Here is a 16,358-nt window from a genome sequence, read left to right on the forward strand (position 1 = left end):
TCGCAAGCACTTTGGCAAACCGGCGTGGGCAGCGCGCCACGTCTGCGGGGTGATGTCCAGGAAACTAACTAGGGTAAATGCTAGTCTCTGCTCTGTCGGCGTGATGCCGGATACGCTCCGGCACCCACGCACCATGAACGCCCCTCGCGCCGCCTTTCGTCACCTTCGGCCAACCAGGAGGACAGAGCATGAGTGAACCGTCAGCGGCCGCCCGGCCGTGGTCTGTCAGCGACATCGACTACCAGGCGATCGACGTGGCACGCGTACGCGGCGACCGCGATCTTTTCTACCTGCTGGTATCGGCCTCGTTCATCGAGAGCGGCTCCGATACCTATGCAGGCAACCTTGCCACCTATTACGCCCGCGTGCCCGAGGCCGCCGGCTGGCTCGCCGAGCACTGGGAAGCCGAGGAACTGCAGCACGGCCTGGCGCTGCGGCGCTATGTCGAGCAGGTCTGGCCGGAATTCGACTGGGAACGCGGCTACGCGCGCTTCTTCGCCGAGTACAGCCAGACCTGCTCGATCGACCAGTTCGAGCCCACCGAGGCGCTGGAGATGGCGGCCCGCTGCGTGGTCGAGACCGGCACCGCGGCGTACTACCGGGCGCTCGAGCAGGCCAGCGACGAACCGGTGCTGCGCGACCTGACGCGGCGCATCTCCAACGACGAGGTGCGGCACTACAAGCACTTCTATCGTTTCTTCAACCGCTTCGCGGAGGCCGAGCGCCTGGGCCGGCTGCGCGTGCTGGGCGCGCTGGCGCGCCGGCTGCTGGAGATAAAAAACGAAGACGCCGCGATCGCGCTGCGCAACGTGCTGCGCATGGAGCGCGGCGTCGAGTCGGTCCCGGAGGCCGAGGTGCGCGCGCTCAATACGCGCGTGTCAGGCGTGATCCGCCGCAACATCCCGATCGAGATGACCGTGAAGATGCTGCTGCGGCCGCTGCACCTGCACCGCGGCGTGGAGCGCGCAGTGCGGGCGCCGCTGGTGGCGATGGTGTCGCGGGTGATGCTGCACTGAGCCCGTGCCGGGCTAGGGGCAGGCCGCGGACTCGGCGCCGGATGCCTGCGCGGGCGCCGCGCGGCTGCGGTGCACCAGCCCGGACAACGCCCCGGCGGCGATGATGCACAGGCCGCCCGCCGCCTCCTTCCAGCTCAGCACCTCGGTCGCCAGCCACCACGACGACAGCGCGGCGATGACGATCTCGAACAGCATCAGCAGCGACACGCGGTTGGCCGGCAGCCGCTGCAGCCCGTACTGCACCACCGAGTTGCTGACCACCAGCACCGCCGCCAGCCCCAGCACCAGCATGGCGGCGCTGACCTGCGCGCCAGGCACGATCGCCACCGACGGGCCGTCGAGCAGCAGCGCGGCTGGCACGCCGACCACGGTGCAGCCCAGGTAGACCACCACCGTGCGCACGCGCGCGTCGGTGTCCGGAAAGCGCTGCCCGGCGCGGCGCGACAGCACGTTGTTGACGGCAAAGCCCATGCCGCCGACCAGGCCCGACCATTCCGCGGCGGAGCCCGGCAGCGGCACGCCGACCTCCGGCGTCCACAGCATCAGCCCGGCGCCGAACAGCGCCAGCCCCACCAGCGACAGCCCGGCCGCCGACAGGCGCTCGCCCAGGAACACGCGCGCGAACAGCGCAGTCCAGACCGGGGTCAGATAGAACAGCAGCAGCACCCGCATCACATGCCCGTTGACGCTGCCCCAGACAAAGCCGGCGTTGGTCACGCCCGCCGCCAGCCCGATCGCCACGAACAGCCAGTGCGGGCGCAGCCCGCCCAGGTGCCGGCGGAACGCCAGCAGCGACAGCACCGCCGCGACCGCGCTGACCAGCGCCGCGGCATGCATGCCGCCCAGGCCCCAGCCGGCCAGCACGCGGTACGGGAACCAGGCGATGCCCCACACCGAGGCGCCGATCAGGATGGAAAGCGATGACTTGACCGCATGGCGGTCGGCCGGCGCCAGCGGCGCCGAAACGGTATTTGTGCTCATAAAGGGAATCCGTGCGAGGCGAGCCGGGCCGCCGGCCGGTGACAGGCAGGCAGCGTCCGGACGGCGCCGGCGGCATCACCAGGACGTGATGCCCGCCATCCGTGCCGGCGGCCGGCCGCGCGGACCGGGCCGGCGCACGGAAACCCGCGCCGTTCCTCTATAATGCGTCGTTTTAACCGGCCCCCGACTGACACCGTGAATCCGCGCCTCGACCTGCTCCAGCCCTACCCGTTCGAGAAACTGCGGGTGCTCTTTGCGCAAGTAAAGGCTGCCGACAAGCCGGCCATCAGCTTCGGCATTGGTGAACCCAAGCATCCGACGCCTGCATTCATCAAGCAAGCGCTGGCAGAGTCGCTTGCGGGGCTGGCGAATTATCCCACAACGGCCGGCTCCGATGCACTACGGCAGTGCATCGCCAGCTGGCTGGAGCGCCGCTACGGTCTGCCCAGCGTCAACGCCGCGACCGAAGTGCTGCCCGTGACCGGCTCGCGCGAGGCGCTGTTCGCCTTTGCCCAGACCGTGGTCGACGGCACCCGCCCGGGCGCGCTGGTGCTGTGCCCCAACCCGTTCTACCAGATCTACGAAGGCGCGGCATTGCTGGCCGGCGCCACCCCGGTCTTCGCCAACAGCGACCCGGCGCGCAATTTCGCCCCGGCGTTCGACCGCATTGCCGACGAGGTCTGGCAGAAGGTGCAGCTGCTCTTTGTCTGCACCCCCGGCAACCCGACCGGCGCGGTGCTGTCGCTGGAAGACTGGAAGCAGCTGTTCGCGCTGTCGGACCGCTACGGCTTTGTGATCGCCTCGGACGAGTGTTACTCGGAAATCTATTTCGACGAGGGCCGCGCCCCGCTGGGTGCGCTGGAAGCCGCGCACAAGCTGGGCCGCGGCCTTGACCGGCTGGTGATGTTCTCGAGCCTCTCCAAGCGCTCCAACGTGCCGGGCCTGCGCTCCGGCTTCGTCGCCGGCGATGCCGCGCTGCTGAAGAAATTCCTGCTCTACCGCACCTACCATGGCGGCGCCATGAACCCGGCGGTGCAGAGCGCCAGCATCGCCGCGTGGAACGACGAAGCGCATGTGCGCGAGAACCGCGCCGCCTACGTGCGCAAGTTCAGCGAAGTCACGCCGATGCTGGCCGAAGTGCTTGACGTGGCGCTGCCCGATGCCGGCTTCTACCTGTGGGCCGATGTCTCGCGCACCGGCCTCTCCGATACGGAATTCGCCGCGCGGCTGCTGGCCGGGCAGAACGTTACCGTGCTGCCCGGCAGCTACCTGGCGCGCGAATCTGACGGAATCAACCCCGGCGCCAACCGCGTGCGCATGGCGCTGGTGGCGACGCCTGAGGAATGCCTGGAAGGGGCGCGGCGGATCGTGGAATTTTGCAAGTCGCTGGCCTGAGGCCTGATTGTCCAATTGTGTTCTCCCTCTCCCTTCAAGGGGAGAGGGTCGGGGTGAAGGGTGGTTTGGCAAGGCACCACGCCCGTAGAACCGCCCACCCTCACCCCCTGCCCCTCTCCCGCAAGCGGGAGAGGGGAGCAAACAAGAGGTCGAGGCTGAGACTCGACGACCGAACATCAACCCTGAGAAACCAAACATGACGCAAGCTCTGCAAGCCCTGATCGACCAGGCCTGGGAAGACCGCACCAGCCTGTCGCCGAAGTCCGCCCCCGCCGACATCCGCGAGGCCGTCGCCAACGTCATCGGCCAGCTCGACGCCGGCACGCTGCGCGTGGCCGAGAAGCAAGGCAAGGACTGGATCGTCAACCAGTGGGTCAAGAAGGCCGTGCTGCTGTCGTTCCGCCTGGAAGACAACGCGCCGATGAGCGCCGGCGGCTTTGCCCAGTTCTACGACAAGGTGCCGACCAAGTTCGCCAACTGGAGCGGCGACGACTTCGCCAAGGCAGGCTTCCGCGTGGTGCCGCCCGCCGTGGCGCGCCGCGGTTCGTTCATCGCGAAGAACGCCGTGCTGATGCCGTCGTACGTCAACATCGGCGCCTATGTCGATGAAGGCACCATGGTCGACACCTGGGCCACGGTCGGGTCGTGCGCGCAGATCGGCAAGAACGTGCACCTGTCGGGCGGCGTCGGCATCGGCGGCGTGCTGGAGCCGCTGCAGGCCAACCCGGTGATCATCGAAGATAACTGCTTTATCGGCGCGCGCTCGGAAGTGGTCGAAGGCGTGATCGTCGAAGAAAACTCGGTGATCTCGATGGGCGTGTACCTGGGCCAGTCGACCAAGATCTACGACCGCGAAACCGGCGAGATCCACTATGGCCGCGTGCCGGCGGGCTCGGTGGTGGTGGCGGGCAACCTGCCGTCCAAGGATGGCAAGTACAGCCTGTACTGCGCCGTGATCGTGAAGAAGGTCGACGCGCAGACCCGCGCCAAGACCAGCCTGAACGACCTGCTGCGCGGCGACTGATCGCGCCATCGCGGCCCGCACGGGCCGCGACGCCCCGGGGCCCGGCTCCGGGGCGGATTTACCGCTGTCACCCGCCTGGCCAGGCTGAACATGCCCTCCCTCCGCAAGCGACTCATGGCCCTGGATCCCACCACTGTCAGTACCGTGCTTTCCCTGCTGCCCACCATTCTCGAGCAGGCCAACAAGACCCTCGAGAAACTGAAGAAGAACAAGCGCAAGGACGGCTCGCCCGAAGGCGCGGTGGCCGACGCGCGCGATCCCGCTACCCGTATCGCCGAACTCGAAGCCGCCGTGGTGCAGCAGGCCGAGTCGGTCAAGCTGCTGGCCGAGCAGCATGCCATCACCATCGACGCGCTGCGCAAGGAAGCGGCCCGGCTGGACCGGCGCCTGCGCCTGATGACCGCGGTGGCAATGGGCGGCGTGGCGCTGGGCCTCGGTGGCCTGGTGATCTCGTTGGACCTGCTGTTCCGCTGAAGCCGCCGGCTTTCCCATCGCATTCCATCAAGACTTGCCATGACCGTCCTGCTCTACGGCATCCCCAACTGCGACACCGTCAAGAAGGCCCGCACCTGGCTCGATGCCAACGGCGTCGCCTACACCTTCCACGACTTCAAGAAGCAGGGCGTGGATGAAGCCATGCTGCGCGGCTGGCTCAGGCACGTGCCGCTGGCCACGCTGCTCAACCGCAAGGGCACCACCTGGCGCGCGCTGTCCGACGCCGACAAGGCCCGCGCCGACGAAGAAGCCGGCGCGATCGCGCTGATGCAGCAAAGCCCGTCGCTGATCAAGCGCCCGGTGCTGGCCCACGATGGCAAGGTGATGGTCGGCTTCTCCGCCGACCAGTACGCCAGCCAGTTCTGATTTCCCATTCCGCCGTCCGATGAACGCCACCCTCGCCCTCACTGAAGACCTGATCCGCCGCCGCTCCGTCACGCCCGCCGACGAGGGCTGCCAGGCCATCCTGGAAACCCGCCTGAAGGCGCTCGGCTTCGACTGCGAAGCGCTGGTCAGCGGGCCCGACGATTTCCGCGTGACCAACCTGTGGGCGCTCAGGCGCGGCACGCAGGGCCAGGACGGCAAGCTGCTGGTGTTCGCCGGCCATACCGACGTGGTGCCGACCGGCCCGCTGGAGCAGTGGCATTCGGACCCGTTCGCACCGACCCACCGCGACGGCAAGCTGTACGGCCGCGGCGCCGCCGACATGAAGACCTCGATCGCCGGCTTCGTGGTGGCGGTGGAAGAGTTCGTCAAGGCCCATCCCGCGCATGCCGGCTCGATCGGCTTCCTGATCACCAGCGACGAGGAAGGCCCCGCGCACGACGGCACCATCAAGGTGGTCGAAGCGCTGACCGCGCGCGGCGAGCGCCTGGACTACTGCGTGATCGGCGAGCCCACCTCGGTCAACGCGCTTGGCGACATGGTCAAGAACGGCCGCCGCGGCTCGCTGTCGGGCAAGCTGACGGTCAAGGGTATCCAGTGCCATATCGCGTACCCGCACCTGGGCCGCAACCCGATCCATGACGCCGCGCCGGCGCTGGCCGAACTGGCCGCCGAAGTCTGGGACGAAGGCAACGAGTACTTCCCGCCCACCAGCTGGCAGATGTCGAATATCCACGGCGGCACCGGCGCCACCAACGTGATCCCGGGCCACGTCACCATCGACTTCAACTTCCGCTTCTCGACCGCGAGCACGCCCGAGGGCCTGAAGGCGCGCGTGCACGCCATCCTGGACCGCCACAGCCTCGAATACACGCTCGACTGGACCCTGGGCGGCGAGCCCTTCCTGACCCCGCGCGGCGAGCTGTCCGAGGCGCTGTCGTCCGCGATCAAGGCCGAGACCGGCTTCGACACCGAGTTGTCGACCACCGGCGGCACCTCCGACGGCCGCTTCATTGCGAAGATCTGCCCGCAGGTGATCGAGTTCGGCCCGCCCAACGCCAGCATCCACAAGATCGACGAGCACGTCGAAGTGCGCTTTATCGAGCCGCTGAAGAACGTGTACCGCGGCGTGCTGGAACGCCTGATCGCCTGATTTCCTTTCGAAAGACCAACCATGGCAACGCCCTCCCCCCTGCGCACCGTGCGCGACCTGCTGCGCCTGGCCGTGTCGCGCTTTACCGCCGCGCGCCTGTCCTTCGGCCACGGCAGCGCCAACGCCTATGACGAGGCGGCCTACCTGGTGCTGCATACGCTGAACCTGCCGCTCGATACGCTCGACCCGTTCCTCGATGCGCGCCTGCTGCCCGAGGAAATCGAGGCCGTGCTGAAGGTGATCGACCGCCGCGTCAACGAGCGCGTGCCGGCGGCCTACATCACGCACGAGGCCTATATGCACGGCCTGCGCTTCTACGTCGATTCGCGCGTGATCGTGCCGCGCAGCTTTATCGGCGAACTGCTGCAGGAAGGGCTGGAGCCGTGGGTCGGCGAAAGCGGCAGCATCGGCCCGGTGCTGGAACTGTGCACCGGCTCCGGCTGCCTGCCGATCGTGGCCGCGCACGTCTGGCCGCACGCGCGCATCGACGCGGTCGACATCTCGCCCGACGCGCTCGCCGTCGCCCACCGCAATGTGGCCGACTACAAGATGGAAGACCGCATCCGGCTGTACCAGGGCGACCTGTACGCGCCGCTGCCGCACGGCGCCACCTATGACGTGATCCTGACCAACCCGCCCTACGTCAACGAAACCTCGATGCAGGCGCTGCCGCCGGAATACCTGGCCGAGCCGCGCATCGCGCTGGCCGGCGGCGACGACGGCATGGACGTGGTGCGGCGGATCATTGCCGGGGCCAAGGCCCGGCTGAATCCGGGCGGCGTGCTGGTGGTGGAGATCGGCAACGAACACGCCAACGTGGAGGCCGCCTTCCCGGAGCTGGAAATCGTGTGGCTGCCGGTCAGCGCCGGGGACGACCAGGTGTTCCTGCTGACGTACGACGCGCTGCCGGGCTGATCACCGCAGCGAACCGCCGGTCTGCTCCCCTCTCCCGCCTGCGGGAGAGGGGCCGGGGGAGAGGGCAGGCACTGGCATTCCGACGCACTGTACTTCGTCGAAGCTCCCCGCCCTCACCCCAACCCTCTCCCGCAAGCGGGAGAGGGAGCCCGCAAGCGCGAATTGGAAAGCCCGAGGCATTGATGCCGCTGGGGGTTTTCTCCCCTCTCCCGCTTGCGGGAGAGGGGCCGGGGGTGAGGGCCGGGCGCTGGCAATAGCGAAGGCCTTCACTTCGTGGAAACTCCCGCCCTCACCCCAACCCTCTCCCAAGCGGGAGAGGGAGCACACCATCGGCAAAGATCGCGGGCGCCCGCGCAATCTGGGCGAACACCGGCCAACCGTTGATCCGGCAACGCGCGCAGGCCCTACACTCGCTGCACAGCTAGCGCCACTGACGCCGTGACCCCCAGCAATCCCCCTCCGCCCGGATCCGCTTCCGGCTCCAGCGCCCTGCCCGCCCGGGATGCGGCGACGTATGCCGTGCGCGGCATCGCCATCCTGACCTTTGCCTTCGCCCTCAGTCAGTTCTTCCGTTCCTGCCTGGCGGTGATGGCGCCCGAGCTGCAGCACGATTTCGGCCTGTCGCCGGCGGGCTTCGGCGCGCTGTCGTCATCGTTCTTCCTGGCCTTCGCGGTGGCGCAGATCCCGGTGGGCATCGCCTTCGACCGCTATGGCGTGGGCCGGCCGACCGCGCTGCTGCTGGCGGTAGGCGCGCTGTCGTCGATCCTGTTCGTGCTCGCGCCCAACGGCACCGCGGCCACGCTGGCGCAGGTGGGGCTGGGGCTGGCGTGCGCGCCGGTGTTCATGGGGCTGCTGCACTTCGCCTCCGAGCAGTTGTCCGAGCGCGACTACACCCGCTTCGTCAGCCGCTCCAATGCCACCGGCATGGTCGGCTCGCTGTGCGCGACCGCGCCGCTGGGCTGGGCCATTTCGCTGGTGGGGTGGCGGCCGTCGATGGCGGTGTCGGCGCTGGGCATGGTGGCGGCGTGCTATGGCGTGTGGCGCTGCGTGCGCGACCAGGGCCATGCCGAGGCGCGCAGCGCGTCGTGGCCCGCAATGCTGTCGGAAAGCCTGCAGTTGCTGAAGCTGGCACCGCTGTGGACGCTGATCCCGCTGTGCGTGGCCATGGCCGCCGGCACCGCCTTCCGCAATGCCTGGAGCGGACCCTACCTGGCCGACGTGTTCGGCCTGGGCTCGGCGCCGCGCGGCGTGGCGCTGACGCTGCTGAGCCTGGCCGGCTTCCTGACCGCCTTCCTGCTGCCGGTGCTGGTGCGGCGCAGCGCGCTCAAGACCACCATCGCCGGCTGGTCGTGCTTCGCCATGACCGGGGCGATCCTGCTGACGCTGTGGCCGGACAACGGCATCGGCTACGGCGTGGCGATGATGGCGCTGCTGTCGACCATCGGCATGCTGCATCCGCTGGTGATGGCGCAGGGCCGCGGGCTGATCCCGCCGTCGCAGCGCGGGCGCGGGCTGGGGCTGCTCAATACCTTCGTGTTCCTGGGCTCGGCGCTGGCCTCGTGGGCGTTCGGGCTGATCGCCAATGCCGGCCATGTGCGCGGCTGGCCGCTGCCATCCACCTATGCGGCCATCTTCCTGTCGGCGGCGGTGCTGATCGCGCTCGCGCTGGTGCCCTACTGCTTCAGTCCGCCGCATCCGACCCGCCATTAGCGCTGCAGCGCGGCGTGCTGCCGTGCCCCCGGTACCGCTTCGCCGGCAAAAAGCCAGACTTATCGATTTAAGAATTCCTCTCGCGGGCATACACCTTTACCGTTGGTGACTCCAACGTCCCAGCCATGCCCGGCTGCCAGGGACCCCGGCCGCGCCCGCTGCCGCACAACGAGGAGACAACCCGATGGCATCCACACCCCGCCCCGCCCGGGGCCGCCGCGCCTGGCTGGCCGCCATGCTGGCTACCGCAGCTGCGGCCGCCCTGCCCGCCAGCGCCGGCGCCGAGACCTGGCCGGCGCGCCCGATCCAGCTGCTGATCCCCTACCCGCCCGGCGGCAGCGCCGACCTGCTGGCGCGCCCGGTCGCGGCGAAGCTGCAGGAGCGGCTGGGCCAGCCGGTGGTGCTGGAATACCGCCCCGGCGCCGGCGGCACCATCGCCAGCCAGGCGCTGGCGCGCGCCAAGCCCGACGGCTACACGCTGATCATGGTGCTGGCCGCCCATGCCATCAACACCAGCCTCTATCCCCGGCTGCCCTACGACACGCGCAAGGATTTCGCGCCGGTATCGCTGGTGGCCAACCTGCCGATGATCCTGGCGGCCAGCCCGTCGCTGCAGGCCGCCAATGTCAAGGAGCTGATCGCCGAGGCCAAGGCCGCGCCCGGCAAGCTGACCTTTGCCTCGGCCGGCAACGGCAATACCGGCCACCTGGCGGGCGAGCTGTTCGATTCCGTCGCGGGAATCAAGATGACCCACGTGCCGTACAAGGGCAGCGCCCAGGTGGTGACGGCGATGCTGTCGGGCGAGGTCCAGCTGACCTTCGACAGCATCTCGACCACGCTGCCGCATGTGAAGAGCGGCAAGCTGCGCGCGCTCGCCGTCACCGGCAGCCAGCGCGCCGCCGTCGCCCCCGAGGTGCCGACGCTGGCCGAGGCCGGCGTGCCCGGCATCAGCATTACCGGCTGGTACGCGATGCTGGCGCCGGCCGGCACGCCGCAGCCCGTGATCGACCGGCTCAGCACCGAGATTGCCACCGTGCTGCGCCAGCCCGAGCTCAAGGCCACGCTGGCGGCCAACGGCTATGAACCGGTGGGCTCGACGCCCGCCGCGCTGCGCACCCATATCGACGCCGAGATCAACCGCTGGAGCAAGGTGGTGAAGGACTCCGGCGCACAGATCCAGTAAGGCTTGCCGCATCCACCAACACTGCCCGACATGACCCAACCGACTCCGCTCCAACGTCCCTTCACCACCATGTCCGTGCTCGTGCGCGAGCACGCCGCGCAACGCCCGGCGCAGCGCGCGCTGATGCACGACGAGCGCGTGCTCGACTACGCCGGGCTCGACGCCGCGATGGACCGCATTGCCGCGGCGCTGGCGCGCGACGGGGTGCGGCCCGGCGAAGCCATCGCCATCTGCGCCGCGTCGTCGATCGAATACGCCGCGGTGTACCTGGGCGCGGTGCGCGCCGGCGTGGTGGTCGCGCCGCTGGCGCCCTCGTCCACGCCGGACAGCCTGGCCGGCATGATTGCCGACGCCGGCGCGCGCATCCTGTTCGCCGACGCCGGCGTGGCCGACGTGCTCGAGCCGGTGCGCGCCAGGCTGGCCGGCACGCCCGTGGTCACGCTGGACGGCAGCGAGTCGGGCCGGCCGTACGCCGACTGGCTGGCGCCCGCCGGCACGCCGGTGACCGAGCCCGAGATCCGCCCGGAGATGCCGCTCAACATCATCTATTCCTCCGGCACCACCGGCACGCCCAAGGGCATCGTGCAGTCGCACGGCATGCGCTGGGCACACGTGTCGCGCGGCGCGATGACCGGGTACGGCACCGACGCCGTCACGCTGCTCTCTACCCCGCTCTACTCGAACACCACGCTCGCCAGCTTCTTTCCCACCATCGGCCTGGGCGGCACCGCCATCCTGATGGCCAAGTTCGATGCGGGCCAGTACCTGGCGCTGGCGCAGCGGCATCGCGCCACGCATACCATGCTGGTGCCGGTGCAGTACCAGCGGCTGCTGGCGCATCCGGCATTCGACCAGCACGACCTGTCCGCCTTCCGGCACAAGTTCTGCACCAGCGCACCGTTCAGCCCGGCGCTGAAGGCCGAGGTGCTGCGGCGCTGGCCGGGCGCGCTGACCGAGCTCTACGGCATGACCGAAGGCGGCGGCGGCTGCCTGCTGTTCGCCGACCAGTTCCCGCACAAGCTGCACACCGTCGGGCGCCCCGCCACCGGCGCCGACGTGCGCATCATCGACGAGGCCGGCCGCGAGCTGCCGCCCGGCAGCACCGGCGAAGTGGTGGGCCGCTCGGCGGCGATGATGAACGGCTACCACAACCAGCCCGAAAAAACCGCCGAGACCGAATGGCACGACGCGCAGGGCCAGCGTTTTATCCGCACCGGCGATATCGGCCGCTTCGACGAAGACGGCTTCCTGGTGCTGCTGGACCGCAAGAAGGACATGATCATCTCGGGCGGCTTCAACATCTACCCGAGCGACCTGGAGGCGGTGGTGCGCGAGCACCCGGCGGTATCCGACGTCTCGGTGGTCGGCGTGCCGTCGGAGCGCTGGGGCGAAACCCCGGTGGCCTTCGTCGCGCTGCGCGCCGACGGCGGCGCCAGCGCACAGGAGGTGCTGGCGTGGGCCAACGAACGGCTGGGCAAGACCCAGCGGCTGACGGCGATCCACCAGGTGGAGAGCCTGCCGCGCAGCGCCATCGGCAAGGTGCTCAAGCGCGAGCTGCGCGACCGCATCGGCGCGGCCTGACGCGCTGCGCCGGGCACCCGCGCAAAAAGTCGCGCGCGGGTGCTTGCGCAATCGCGAACGGCTCTCTATAATTCGCGCCTTCGCTAGGCTCGTAGCTCAGCTGGTTAGAGCACCACCTTGACATGGTGGGGGTCGTTGGTTCGAGTCCAATCGAGCCTACCAACGCACAACGGAACACGGACGGTACGCATCGCGCACCGTCCGTTTTTCTTTTGCGCGGTTGCTTCAGGCGCCGATGCCGAACTCCGCCAGTACCGCACCGGTATGCTCGCCCAGCCCCGGCGCACGCCCCGCCGGCAGCGCAAGTCCCGCCATGCCCGGCAGGTTGGCCCAAGGGACCTCGCCGATGCCCGCCAGCGGCAGCCGGCCAAACACTCCCGCCTGCGCGCACTGCGCGCTCTGCAGCAGGTCGCGCGCATGGCCGACGCGCGCGAACAGCACATCGTGCTCGGTCAGCAGCGCCTCCCAGTGCGCCAGCGGCTGCGCGGCCAGCGCCTGCGCCACGCGCCGTGCAAGTTCCGCCGCGCGCGGCAGCCGGCCGGGGCTGCTGTGCAGCGTGGTATCGGCGAGCCAGTCGTCGAAGCCCAGCAGCGTGGCCAGCCGCAGGAACATCGCGTCGTTGAGCATGCTCAGGTAGAGCGCGCCATCGGCCGCCTCGAACAGCCCGGTCGGCGCGTTGGCCGCAGACAGTTCGGCGTCGGGGAACATGGCGTCGTCGACCATCAGGTAGGACTGCAGCGCGGCGCTGGTCTCCAGCAGCGACAGCCGCACATGCCGGCCGCGGCCGCTGCGCGCGGCCTTGTACAGCGCCGCCGAAGCCTGCTGCGACGCGTACAGCCCGGTGGCCAGGTCGACCATGAAGAAGGCGATGCGGCGCGGCTGGCCGCTGGCGTCGCGGTTCAGGTGCATCAGGCCGCTGTAGGCCTGCATGGTGGTATCGACCGCGGGCCGGTTCGCCAGCGGCCCCGCATGGCCGTAGCCCGAGATCGAGACATAGACCAGCGCCGGGTTGTGCGCGGCCAGCGCCTCGTAGCCTGCGCCCATGCGCTCGGCCACGCCGGGCCGGAAGTTCTGGATCACCACATCGGCCCGCTGCGCCAGCCGCGCGATGGCGGCGCGGCCTTCGGCGCTGCGCGCATCCAGCACCACGCTCTCCTTGCCCACATTGCAGGCCACCGCGATGGCGGTCTGGCCGGCGCGGATGCGCCCCATCTGGCGCGACCAGTCGCCGCCGGGCGGTTCCACCTTGATCACGCGCGCGCCCTGCTGGCGCAGGATCAGCCCGCAGTACGGGCCGGCAATGCCCTGGCTCAGGTCGAGCACGGTCAGGCCGTCGAACATGGCGTCCTCCATGGCATCCATGGCCGCTTGTGGGTGTTGCATGGTTGGCTCCGTTCAGATATCCAGCATGACCTTGCCGATGGCGCGGCGCGACATGGTGGTGTCGACCGCGGCCAGCCAGTCGCCCAGCGCAAAGTGCTGCAGCACCGGCGGCGCCAGCCTGCCGCTGGCCGCGGCCTGCATGATCTCGCCCACCATCGCCTGCACCTGCGGCGCAAAGCGCCGGCGCTCGTCGGTCAGGCCCCAGCCGATGTAGTAGCCATAGTTGAAGCCGACCAGCGTCAGGTTCTTCACCAGCAGCAGGTTGGCCGGCACCGACGGGATGCGGCCGCTGGCATAGCCGATCGACAGCAGCCGCGCGCCCGGCGCCGCGCAGCGCAGCGAGGCGTCGAAGAGATCGCCGCCGACCGGGTCGAACACCACGTCGGCGCCGCCGGCCGGGCATAGTGCCTTGACCGCGGCCGCCAGCGCGGCCGGGTCCGGCTCCAGCGCATGCGCGGCGCCGTTGCGCAGCGCCGCCTCGCGCTTGGCCGCGGTGCTGGCGGTAGCGATCACGCGCGCGCCCATCAGGCTGCCCACCTGTACCGCGGCCGTGCCGAGCGCGCCGCTGGCGCCGTGGACCAGCATGGTCTCGCCCGGCTGCAGCGCGGCGCGCCACGCCAGCGCGGCCCAGACCGTGCCATAGGTGATCGGCAGCGCGGCGGCGTGCGCCAGCGCCAGTCCGTCGGGGACCGGATAGACGGTCTCGGCGGTGGCCACCGCTTCCTCGGCAATGCCGCCCCAGTCCAGCGCCGCCGCCACGCGCTGGCCCGGGCGCAGCCGCGTGACGTCGGGCGCCACTTCGATGATCTCGCCCGCGACCTCGGTGCCCGGCGTGAACGGCAGCGGCGGCTTGCGCTGGTACTTGCCGGACACGAACAGGCTCAGCGCGAAACCCACGCCCGCGTGCCGCACGCGGATGCGCACCTGGCCGGCGGCCAGCGGCTTGCGCGCGATGCGTTGCAGCTCCAGCTCGCTCCAGTGGCACCAGCGCGAGCAGACCAGTCCCAGGTAATCATCGGCTTGCATCGGCGCCTCCGTCATTCGAGCGTGATGCCGACATCGCGGATGATGCGGCTCCATTTGTCGCGGTCGTGCTTCATCACCGTGGCGAACGCCTCCGGCGTGCCGCCCACCGGCATCAGGTTCAGGTCCTGCATTTTCTTCGCGATCTCCGGCAGGCGCACGATCCGCGCCACCTCGCGCGACAGCGCGTCGACCCGCGCCCGCGGCACGCCGGCCGGGAACAGCAGCCCCATCCACGCATCGGGCTCGAAGCCCTGGTAGCCGGCCTCGCGGAAGGTCGGCACCTTGGGCAGCAGCGCCGAGCGCTCCGCGCCGGCGATCGCCACCGGCACCAGCTTGCCGCCCTGCAGCAGCGGCATCGCCGTGCCCACGGCGATAAAGCCGAGCTTCACGTGGCCGGCGGCCAGGTCGGTGGCCAGCGGCGCGCCGCCTTTGTAGGCGACGTGTTCCATCTGCACGCCGGCCTCGCGCTTGAGCAGCTCGCCCAGGATATGCCCGGTGGTGCCGGCGCCGTAGGAGCCATACGGGTACTTGCCGGGATTGGCCTTGAGCAGCGCCACCACGTCGGGCAGCGTGCGCGCCGGGAAGTCCGGCGACACCGCGAGGATGGTGGACGAGATCGCCACCTCGCTGACCGGCGTGAAATCCGCGATCGGGTCATAGCCGATGCCGCGGTACAGCGACGGGTTCTGCACGTGCGCGGTAAAGGTCAGCAGCGCGGTATAGCCGTCTTTCGCGGCCCTGGCGACGTACTTGGTGCCGGTGGTGGTGCCCGCGCCGGGCTTGTTGTCGACGATCACCGGCTGGCCCCAGCTTTTGGTCAGCTCCTGCCCGATCAGCCGCGCCACGGCGTCGTTGACGTTGCCCGCCACCGACGGCACCACGATGGTCAGCGGGCGCGACGGATAGGGCTCGGCAGGGGCGGCGTCGGCTGCGGCTGCGGCAGCCGGCATGACGGTGGGAATGGCGGCCAGCAACATCGTGGCCATGGCTGCGCGCAGCCATGCGGAACGGTATGGCATCGGTTGTCTCCTGTCCTGGGTTCCCTTCTCTGGCGGCCGCCGCAGTTTCCACTGCGGTGCGGTGCGCGAGGGATGCCACGCAGTCTAGGCCAGCGTCCGGGCCGGCGTGATTCCCGCGCGGCGCGAGCCGAGTCCTGGCGGGCATGGCGCTACAATGGCCCGCACCGACCAGCGCCGCCACGCCCCATGCGATTCGAGGATCTAGAAGCCTTCCTGGTCGTGATCGACCAGGGCAACCTGCACCGCGCCGCCGACACCCTGGGCATGACCCAGTCCGGCCTGTCCAAGACGCTGGCGCGGCTGGAGGGCGAAGCCGGCATGCCCTTGTTCGAGCGCACCCCGCGCGGGCTGGTGCCGACCAGCGTGGGCCGCACGCTGGCCGCCCATGCGCGCCGGATCTCGCTGGCCGCGGGCGACATGCGCAACGAGCTGGCCGAGCAGCGCGCCGCGCGCGCGGGCACGGTGCGGCTGGGCGCCATCCCCTACCTGCTGCCGTCGCTGCTGTCTCCGCTGCTGGCGCGCTTCTTCCTGAGCCGGCCGCTGGCGACGTTCTCGATCGAGACCCATCTGAGTGCTCGCCTGGTGGCGATGCTGCAGAACGGCGAGGCCGACCTGATCCTGGCCGCGCGTCCGGCCAGCCTGCCGGCGGACGTGGCCTGGCTGCCGCTCGGCCCGCTCAGCATGCAGATCGTGTGCCGCAGCGCTCATCCGCGCCGCGACGGCTTTCGCACGCTGGCCGACCTGGCGGGCGAGCGCTGGGTGGTGCCGGCCAGTTCGCTGTACCTGCGCCAGTGGCTGGAAGAACGGTTTACCTCGGTCGGGCTGCCGCCGCCGCGCGTGGCGGTGGAAAGCACGGCGTCGCCGGTCGCCTTCGGCGAGTTGCTGCGGCACTCGGACCTGCTCGGCATCATGCCGCCGCGCATGCTGCGCCAGGCCGAGGGCCAGGGGCTGGCCGCGATCGAGGCCCCGGGCATGTCGTGGCAGCATGAGCTGGCGGTGCTGTGGCGCGCCGACGGCTACCTGTCGCCGATCTGCCAGGACTTCCGCGATGCGGTGGTGGCGTGGTGCGAGGAGATGGGGTTGTGAGCGCCGG

Annotated in this window: 15 protein-coding genes and 1 tRNA gene; 12 read left to right on the forward strand and 4 right to left on the reverse strand. The window is 69.9% G+C overall.

Annotated features, from left to right (window positions below):
• Positions 1 to 188: 188 nt before the first annotated feature.
• Entirely contained in the window at positions 189 to 1,016 is an 828-nt protein-coding gene (locus CBM2594_RS09500) for a ferritin-like domain-containing protein (protein ID WP_116356614.1), read from the forward strand.
• A 12-nt stretch (positions 1,017 to 1,028) separates the two neighbouring features.
• Here the strand turns inward: CBM2594_RS09500 and CBM2594_RS09505 are convergent, their stop codons facing one another.
• Positions 1,029 to 1,997 (reverse strand): DMT family transporter, encoded by a 969-nt coding sequence (locus CBM2594_RS09505; protein ID WP_116356615.1) that lies wholly within the window; start codon positions 1,995 to 1,997, stop codon positions 1,029 to 1,031.
• A gap of 195 nt (positions 1,998 to 2,192) precedes the next feature.
• Between CBM2594_RS09505 and dapC the strand changes: the two genes are divergently transcribed.
• The 10 genes from dapC (at position 2,193) to CBM2594_RS09555 (ending at position 11,999) form a co-directional block, all read left to right on the forward strand.
• Positions 2,193 to 3,392: a succinyldiaminopimelate transaminase gene (gene dapC / locus CBM2594_RS09510; protein ID WP_116356616.1), complete on the forward strand. Its 1,200-nt coding sequence runs from the start codon at positions 2,193 to 2,195 to the stop codon at positions 3,390 to 3,392.
• Between the two features lie 196 nt (positions 3,393 to 3,588).
• Positions 3,589 to 4,416, forward strand: a complete 828-nt coding sequence (gene dapD, locus CBM2594_RS09515) for a 2,3,4,5-tetrahydropyridine-2,6-dicarboxylate N-succinyltransferase (protein ID WP_011298055.1) — start codon at positions 3,589 to 3,591, stop codon at positions 4,414 to 4,416.
• Positions 4,417 to 4,506: 90 nt separating this feature from the next.
• Positions 4,507 to 4,890 (forward strand): hypothetical protein, encoded by a 384-nt coding sequence (locus CBM2594_RS09520; RefSeq protein ID WP_116356617.1) that lies wholly within the window; start codon positions 4,507 to 4,509, stop codon positions 4,888 to 4,890.
• Between the two features lie 39 nt (positions 4,891 to 4,929).
• Positions 4,930 to 5,277 (forward strand): ArsC family reductase, encoded by a 348-nt coding sequence (locus CBM2594_RS09525; RefSeq protein ID WP_025584560.1) that lies wholly within the window; start codon positions 4,930 to 4,932, stop codon positions 5,275 to 5,277.
• Positions 5,278 to 5,296: 19 nt separating this feature from the next.
• Positions 5,297 to 6,448, forward strand: a complete 1,152-nt coding sequence (dapE, locus tag CBM2594_RS09530; protein ID WP_116356618.1) for a succinyl-diaminopimelate desuccinylase — start codon at positions 5,297 to 5,299, stop codon at positions 6,446 to 6,448.
• 21 nt (positions 6,449 to 6,469) lie between these two features.
• A complete protein-coding gene (gene prmB / locus CBM2594_RS09535; protein ID WP_116356619.1) occupies positions 6,470 to 7,363 on the forward strand; it encodes a 50S ribosomal protein L3 N(5)-glutamine methyltransferase in 894 nt (297 codons plus the stop codon).
• Positions 7,364 to 7,801: 438 nt separating this feature from the next.
• The gene (locus CBM2594_RS09540; protein WP_116356620.1) at positions 7,802 to 9,073 is read left to right on the forward strand and encodes an MFS transporter; all 1,272 of its coding nucleotides are present in this window, start codon (positions 7,802 to 7,804) and stop codon (positions 9,071 to 9,073) included.
• Positions 9,074 to 9,257: 184 nt separating this feature from the next.
• Positions 9,258 to 10,256 carry a tripartite tricarboxylate transporter substrate binding protein gene (locus CBM2594_RS09545; RefSeq protein ID WP_116356621.1) on the forward strand — a complete coding sequence of 333 codons (999 nt, stop codon included), beginning with the start codon at positions 9,258 to 9,260 and terminating at the stop codon, positions 10,254 to 10,256.
• Positions 10,257 to 10,286: 30 nt separating this feature from the next.
• Positions 10,287 to 11,837 (forward strand): class I adenylate-forming enzyme family protein, encoded by a 1,551-nt coding sequence (locus CBM2594_RS09550; protein ID WP_116356622.1) that lies wholly within the window; start codon positions 10,287 to 10,289, stop codon positions 11,835 to 11,837.
• An 85-nt stretch (positions 11,838 to 11,922) separates the two neighbouring features.
• Positions 11,923 to 11,999: transfer RNA gene (locus CBM2594_RS09555), tRNA-Val, on the forward strand.
• A gap of 63 nt (positions 12,000 to 12,062) precedes the next feature.
• Here CBM2594_RS09555 and CBM2594_RS09560 read toward each other — a convergent pair.
• Genes CBM2594_RS09560 through CBM2594_RS09570 form a run of 3 tightly spaced genes read right to left on the reverse strand, consistent with a single transcriptional unit; the run spans position 12,063 to position 15,265 of the window.
• Positions 12,063 to 13,220, reverse strand: coding sequence for a CaiB/BaiF CoA transferase family protein (locus CBM2594_RS09560; RefSeq protein WP_116356623.1), 1,158 nt, complete (start codon positions 13,218 to 13,220; stop codon positions 12,063 to 12,065).
• Between the two features lie 12 nt (positions 13,221 to 13,232).
• Positions 13,233 to 14,246: an NADPH:quinone oxidoreductase family protein gene (locus CBM2594_RS09565; protein WP_116357752.1), complete on the reverse strand. Its 1,014-nt coding sequence runs from the start codon at positions 14,244 to 14,246 to the stop codon at positions 13,233 to 13,235.
• Positions 14,247 to 14,257: 11 nt separating this feature from the next.
• Positions 14,258 to 15,265 (reverse strand): tripartite tricarboxylate transporter substrate binding protein, encoded by a 1,008-nt coding sequence (locus tag CBM2594_RS09570; protein ID WP_116356624.1) that lies wholly within the window; start codon positions 15,263 to 15,265, stop codon positions 14,258 to 14,260.
• Between the two features lie 186 nt (positions 15,266 to 15,451).
• Between CBM2594_RS09570 and CBM2594_RS09575 the strand changes: the two genes are divergently transcribed.
• Positions 15,452 to 16,351, forward strand: coding sequence for a LysR family transcriptional regulator (locus CBM2594_RS09575; protein WP_116356625.1), 900 nt, complete (start codon positions 15,452 to 15,454; stop codon positions 16,349 to 16,351).
• Positions 16,352 to 16,358 lie beyond the last annotated feature (7 nt).

It is taken from the genome of Cupriavidus taiwanensis, from assembly GCF_900249755.1.
GTDB classification, from domain to species: domain Bacteria; phylum Pseudomonadota; class Gammaproteobacteria; order Burkholderiales; family Burkholderiaceae; genus Cupriavidus; species Cupriavidus taiwanensis_D.

What these genes read in the sequence shown, in the direction of transcription:
- dapD (WP_011298055.1), top strand. Translation starts at nt 3,589, where the DNA reads ATGACGCAAGCTCTGCAAGCCCTGATCGACCAGGCCTGGGAAGACCGC.
- CBM2594_RS09560 (WP_116356623.1), bottom strand. Translation starts at nt 13,220, where the DNA reads ATGCAACACCCACAAGCGGCCATGGATGCCATGGAGGACGCCATGTTC.
- CBM2594_RS09575 (WP_116356625.1), top strand. Translation starts at nt 15,452, where the DNA reads ATGCGATTCGAGGATCTAGAAGCCTTCCTGGTCGTGATCGACCAGGGC.
- CBM2594_RS09565 (WP_116357752.1), bottom strand. Translation starts at nt 14,246, where the DNA reads ATGCAAGCCGATGATTACCTGGGACTGGTCTGCTCGCGCTGGTGCCAC.
- prmB (WP_116356619.1), top strand. Translation starts at nt 6,470, where the DNA reads ATGGCAACGCCCTCCCCCCTGCGCACCGTGCGCGACCTGCTGCGCCTG.
- CBM2594_RS09550 (WP_116356622.1), top strand. Translation starts at nt 10,287, where the DNA reads ATGACCCAACCGACTCCGCTCCAACGTCCCTTCACCACCATGTCCGTG.
- CBM2594_RS09525 (WP_025584560.1), top strand. Translation starts at nt 4,930, where the DNA reads ATGACCGTCCTGCTCTACGGCATCCCCAACTGCGACACCGTCAAGAAG.
- CBM2594_RS09500 (WP_116356614.1), top strand. Translation starts at nt 189, where the DNA reads ATGAGTGAACCGTCAGCGGCCGCCCGGCCGTGGTCTGTCAGCGACATC.
- CBM2594_RS09570 (WP_116356624.1), bottom strand. Translation starts at nt 15,265, where the DNA reads ATGCCATACCGTTCCGCATGGCTGCGCGCAGCCATGGCCACGATGTTG.
- dapE (WP_116356618.1), top strand. Translation starts at nt 5,297, where the DNA reads ATGAACGCCACCCTCGCCCTCACTGAAGACCTGATCCGCCGCCGCTCC.
- CBM2594_RS09505 (WP_116356615.1), bottom strand. Translation starts at nt 1,997, where the DNA reads ATGAGCACAAATACCGTTTCGGCGCCGCTGGCGCCGGCCGACCGCCAT.
- CBM2594_RS09545 (WP_116356621.1), top strand. Translation starts at nt 9,258, where the DNA reads ATGGCATCCACACCCCGCCCCGCCCGGGGCCGCCGCGCCTGGCTGGCC.
- CBM2594_RS09520 (WP_116356617.1), top strand. Translation starts at nt 4,507, where the DNA reads ATGCCCTCCCTCCGCAAGCGACTCATGGCCCTGGATCCCACCACTGTC.